Source organism: Psychroflexus gondwanensis ACAM 44 (assembly GCF_000355905.1).
GTDB classification, from domain to species: Bacteria; Bacteroidota; Bacteroidia; order Flavobacteriales; family Flavobacteriaceae; genus Psychroflexus; species Psychroflexus gondwanensis.
Map to the genome: position 1 here is coordinate 1 of NZ_APLF01000031.1, position 5,261 is coordinate 5,261.

At 31.9% G+C, this 5,261-nt stretch carries 5 protein-coding genes; all 5 read right to left on the minus strand.

Annotated elements, in window-relative coordinates:
* Positions 1-11: 11 nt before the first annotated feature.
* The 5 genes from PGOND44_RS14585 to PGOND44_RS14605 all read right to left on the minus strand — a co-directional run bounded on the left by PGOND44_RS14585 (position 12) and on the right by PGOND44_RS14605 (position 5,035).
* Positions 12-821 (minus strand): hypothetical protein, encoded by an 810-nt coding sequence (locus PGOND44_RS14585; RefSeq protein WP_003445454.1) that lies wholly within the window; start codon positions 819-821, stop codon positions 12-14.
* A gap of 26 nt (positions 822-847) precedes the next feature.
* On the minus strand, positions 848-1,426 hold the full coding sequence (locus PGOND44_RS14590) for a hypothetical protein (protein WP_003445457.1): 579 nt from the start codon (positions 1,424-1,426) through the stop codon (positions 848-850).
* A 147-nt stretch (positions 1,427-1,573) separates the two neighbouring features.
* A complete protein-coding gene (locus PGOND44_RS14595) occupies positions 1,574-2,260 on the minus strand; it encodes a hypothetical protein (RefSeq protein ID WP_003445460.1) in 687 nt (228 codons plus the stop codon).
* 223 nt (positions 2,261-2,483) lie between these two features.
* Entirely contained in the window at positions 2,484-4,238 is a 1,755-nt protein-coding gene (locus PGOND44_RS14600) for an ATP-binding protein (RefSeq protein ID WP_003445466.1), read from the minus strand.
* Positions 4,239-4,414: 176 nt separating this feature from the next.
* Positions 4,415-5,035, minus strand: coding sequence for an SIMPL domain-containing protein (locus PGOND44_RS14605; protein ID WP_003445467.1), 621 nt, complete (start codon positions 5,033-5,035; stop codon positions 4,415-4,417).
* Positions 5,036-5,261: the final 226 nt, after the last annotated feature.

Consider the following 5,261-nt stretch of genomic DNA (forward strand, 5'->3'; position numbering starts at 1 on the left):
TAGGGCGTTTTTCATTCTTTCAATTTATCTGGTAACCAATAATTTCTGTCCTTATATCCTTTTGGTATAATAAGTCCTACGTTTTCTTTTTCTTTTTTTATACTCTCAATTATTGGGTGTTCTGGATTATTTCTTTCTCTAGTTTGTCCACCATAGAAATACCCAATGCCATTATCATCAACTGCATTAAACCTTTTTGTTATTGTATCTATAATGTCAGCAGAATTTTCAAAAACAAACATTCCGAAATGAATATTGGTACTCCACAAAACACCATATCCTTTTTTAGTCTTATCAAAAATTGCTCTAACGTTGCTTTCACATCTTTGTATCCAATATGCCCAATTGATAACTTCATAGCCCGTGGTATCTTCAACAATTTTCTTTTTTCTAAAAGGTTCGTGTTTAGGCGGTCCATATCTGGATATAGCGAAATGAGAAGGTCCATCAAACTCAATGAATACGGGATTCCTTCCATTGAGTGTCAATTTTAAGTCCATAGAAAAACGCTTAACTCTTATCTGTCTTTCTATTTCAATATCAGGATAAGTCCGCCTCATTATTGCAATTAATAAGAGTTCATCAAGACTTGACTTTTCAGGTTTAATTGCATTCGGTATTTTGTTGTCATACCAAAGTTTTTGAATTTTTCTTTCATCAATAACTTCATTTCCATCAACACTTGTAAAATCGACTTCTGCTAAATCACTGTCCAAGATGTTAAGTATTTCTTTAACATCAGATTTCGTTAAATAAGAACCAACATACTTGTCGCTGTCATTGAGGTCGAAAACTCCTTCAGGTCGTCCTAATATTGCCATTTATCTTCGTATTTTCATTTAAGTCGTTATAGTTCTTGTTCGCATTTCGCCCAAAATTCTGTCCAACTTATTTCAGGCTGGTGATTCTCAAAATAGTCTTTTATTTCTTCTTTAATTATTTGTCTTGATTGCTCTAAAAGTGAATGATAGTCTATGCGTTGTCTTATCTGTCTGCTCTCGTCTTTTTTAAAGATTTCACGTTCAAAGTCAAACCTATTTCCTTTATCTTCTGTATCGTTTATTGCTTGTAATATCCTTCGTGGATGTTGGTTGTGTCCACATTCGGAATTCATTAGAGAAGGTGCAGTACAATTACCGATAAATTTAGGATACAACGTTTTTCTTTGAAATGTCTGGTATGAGTATCGAAAGTGTGAATAAAATGTCTGGTCAACCAAGACTGTCCAATAAAGTGCAACTGCGAATAATGCTTGTTTGTCGGTTGGAATTATGTCTAAATACTTGTACTGAGGTGTCAAGAAGAAGTATTGGATATTAAATTCTGTTCTGTCGTAATGCTTGTTTCCGTCAACAGGTATTTGTCCCACGAAATTTAGAAGGTCTTTCTGAAATTGCTGTTTATAATATGTATTAAAATCCGTCAATCTTTGTCGTTTTAAATGCCCTACAACGATTTGTATAAAGTTAGTTGCGTGGGTTAAGCCCTAAAATTAGCAAATAAATCACAGATAGAATATTCCGAAGGAATGTTCGTAAGTCGGCAGTGACCAAGCAATTAATTTTATACGGTGTTATGTGCAGGCTTTATTTTTTTCGGTCATTATTTTTTCAGCTGTCTCTGATAGAAAATCGGTTAATTTATCAATCATAGTTTTCAAAAAATCGATGGATTCTATTTTAATACATGACTTTTCAATTTCAAAGGATATTCCGCTTGACTTTTCAATAAATTTTAAAATATCATCTTTTGGGGAATTTATCATTCCGTTGTTGTGAGCAATAGAGTTCCTAATTAATTGATATTTTTTAATTTCCGTCCATTTCTCATTTAGTGTGTCCAAATTTACATTTAAAACTTTTATAATGTATTTCCGACATTGTCCAATATAACCTTGTTCTTTGATGTCTTTGGGTCCGATTTTTAAATTTTCTGCTTTCCGACACCATTCACAAAGCTCAAAAAACTCCTTTTCAAAAGTAGAGTATACTGTCAAGTATATGGATTGATTTAAAATGTTTGGAAATTCAGAGCTGTTTAGAATCTCCATTTCATATATGTCAAATGCACTAGGTATCTCGGGATTTTGTCCGTGTTCTTTATTCCACTTATCATATTTCGCATCAAGTTCTTTTTCTTGAGTAATAATCATTCCCTCTGAGCTGTCCAAATATGCTTTGATTGGGTCAAATTTAAAATCTAAAATTATTCTTGTGTTATCAAGAAAGTCATATTTTTTGTTCAAACTCCTAAATGACATAGATTGGTTTTTTGCTTGCACATAACGGTCTTGTATATGGCTCGTAGCGTGTAAATTAGCGATAACTATTCGGTTAAGCACAAGCCAGATTTTTAAATTTTACTATTTACTTTTTTTATTGGAAATCGTCAAATTTAAAAATTTGGTGACTTTCCAAATATACCTTAACTTCGAATAAGCAAATGACTAGCTATGAGCTATATACGTTGTTATATGCAGGGCTTTACGCACTTTTTAATTCGTCTAAAAGCCAATTTAATTTTTGTCGAGCTACACTTATCAAGTCAACATAAGTACGATAGAGAACATCTCCACGTTCATTATGCGAACTGATTATACCTTTTACCTTACCACCTAAAAGTATAATTTCTATTTTCTGACTATGAAAATATACATTTAATTCATCACGATATTTTAATGCTTGTGCTTCTGTATCTCTATTTAAAGTAAAACTCGGTCTTTTAAACTCTATTAAAACTAAAGACCTCGTTATATTTCTACCAAATAGAATGTCAGGTCTATCATCAGGTTTATCTCCTTTATAGGTTTTATTAATTACTTTTTCAATTGAGCTTTTTAAACCTTGGTCTGAAAATATAACAGAATAGTCATCTCCAAAAAGCCAAGTGTTTTTTTCAAATGCAGTATGAACTGTTGATTCTAGCGTTTTTGGATTTTCGATTAAAATATTAAGTTCATCTAAAAATCTTAATCGATTAATTGCCTGATTTGTAATTATACTCATTTCTAAAAAACCAAAATCAGATAGTGCTTCTGCAAATTTTTCAACATCTCCAGTTCTAGTCTCTTCAATATTTTGCACGATTTCCCAATAATAATCTTTTTCCATTGCAGAAACCATTACAGAAATAACTGTATTTATTCTGTCTTCTGTTTCTCCATAAAATTTTTCTAAAACTTTGTATAAGGCTTTCTTTGCAAAAGGTTGTTTATATTCTGGAAGCTTTTCGAGTTCTTTGTTTATTTTTCTTTGATAACGAGCCTTTGCCATTTTCATATCTGTAACAAAAACTTCGTCAACTGATTTTCTTAACTGTTCTGTTGTATTTGCAGTAAGTGAATTATAAAGTTTACTATTATCAATTACAGCACCAAAATCTGCTGTTAAATCATCCTCTAAATCATCACAAACTATTTCTCCGTAAACTCGATTTTGTAATTTTTTAGGAATTATTTCATCTTCTGAAAGGAAGTTTTGAGGTCTTCCAATTATTTTATTGTTAACTCTAATAGCAATGCCGGACTGTTTGATAGGTTTTTCAGTTATGGTATAATTTAATGTGGCCATCTTACCATTCGGTAATTCAATTCTCTCTGAATATGATTTGCCTTGAAGGTCTAAAACACCAATATCTTCTCCATTTATCGTAATATCAAAATCCATTTCACGACCATAATCACGAATTAGTATTTCTTTTAATCTTTCTGGATTTGGAAAATTGAAGTTTTGATTTATTCCCTCAAGAGTAATTCTGGTTCCGTGTTTAGCTTTGTCACAATCAGAAACTTTTATAGGAAGCGGAACTTTTTCTAAATCATATCCAGCTTTTGATAAGTCATCTTTATTGATTGTTAAAGAAGTCATTTTTCCATTTACAAAGGTTTCAATAGTCATTTGACTAGCAACCATAAGACCTGAAAACTTACCAATTCCTTTCCGCCCTTTGACTTTTCTTTTTTTCTTAAAAGTGGTATTACCCTTTCGAGAAGTTCTGCTATTTGCGATATTTAAGTACTCATTTCGGACTTCCATTTCTTTCATTCCAGAACCATCATCTTCTATGATAATTTTAGGGTCAGGCGTTAATTCATCGGGAAGTATGATTTTGACGTTTTCAGAGTCCGCGTCATAGGCATTGTCTATTAATTCCTTTGTAGCTTCTTCAACTGAACGATATGTTTCGCCTAATAATTCGGCTAGTTTAGGGTCGACTTTAAAATGTGCTGATTTTGTCATATCTTTTTTGAAGTACTAAAGTTTTTTTTGCCTTGCATATAACGTTGATGTGTATGAGCCGTTGCGTGTTAAAGCACGGAACATTAAAAGTACAAAACTCCGCTGGAAAATTCCCAAGAATTTTCCAGATAGGCGCAGACCCAGCAATGGCTTATACACGGTGTTGCCACACGTTTTTATTCAATTCCGAATTTTATTGTTATTGCACTTTCTATTTTAATTTTCTCAAACTCAATGTCAATCGGCTGAAATTCTTTTGCTTTATATTCCGAGTTGTAACCTCTGATTTGAATTCCAGCAACTTTTCCTTGAAGTAAATTCGTAATGTTTGAATTTAAATCCGAAATATAAAGTGCTTTCCCTAAATTTTGATTTAGAGGTTTTAGCATAGATTCCGCTTGCATTTTTGCTTTCAGAACTGCTTTTTGTTTTAGTTCTATTTTTAGCTCTTCTAACTTTGAATATTCGGTTTTGCTTAAATAGACGTTGGAAATTTCAATCGATTCTAATCCAACGATTACTTTTCCAGCAGTTTCTGCATCGTAAACTAATAACGTATAGGCTTTGTTTTTTAAGACGTCAGTTCCTTTTAAAAAGTAGTTTTTGAAATTGCTTGTTACATCAGATAAAGTTAGTTGTTTTTTTGTGTCAATTCCGAGTGCGATTAGTTTAGTATTCATTCGGTTTTCCAATTCCTCAACAGAAGTTCTGCCTCTTGTATCTTTTTCCGTTATCAATATTGATAGATAAATTTGGTCCGGAACAACTAATGTGTCAACAATAGCTGTAGTTTCCAAATACGCTTGGTCAATAAAATTTTTTTCTTGAGAATAGCCTTTTAAGAATAAAAGTCCAATTGCTAATAATAATCCAATTTTTTCATTTCGTTTTTATTTAGTCAGTTCTTAATTCATTTGTTTTACGAAACTATAATTTCAATTTGTTTCTTAAAAATCAAAATGAGTGAACGACCTTTTTCAGTTAGTTTGTTGGTCAATTTGCACGATTTTTCAAATGTGTGGC

What these genes read in the sequence shown, in the direction of transcription:
- PGOND44_RS14585 (WP_003445454.1), bottom strand. Translation starts at nt 821, where the DNA reads ATGGCAATATTAGGACGACCTGAAGGAGTTTTCGACCTCAATGACAGC.
- PGOND44_RS14595 (WP_003445460.1), bottom strand. Translation starts at nt 2,260, where the DNA reads ATGTCATTTAGGAGTTTGAACAAAAAATATGACTTTCTTGATAACACA.
- PGOND44_RS14600 (WP_003445466.1), bottom strand. Translation starts at nt 4,238, where the DNA reads ATGACAAAATCAGCACATTTTAAAGTCGACCCTAAACTAGCCGAATTA.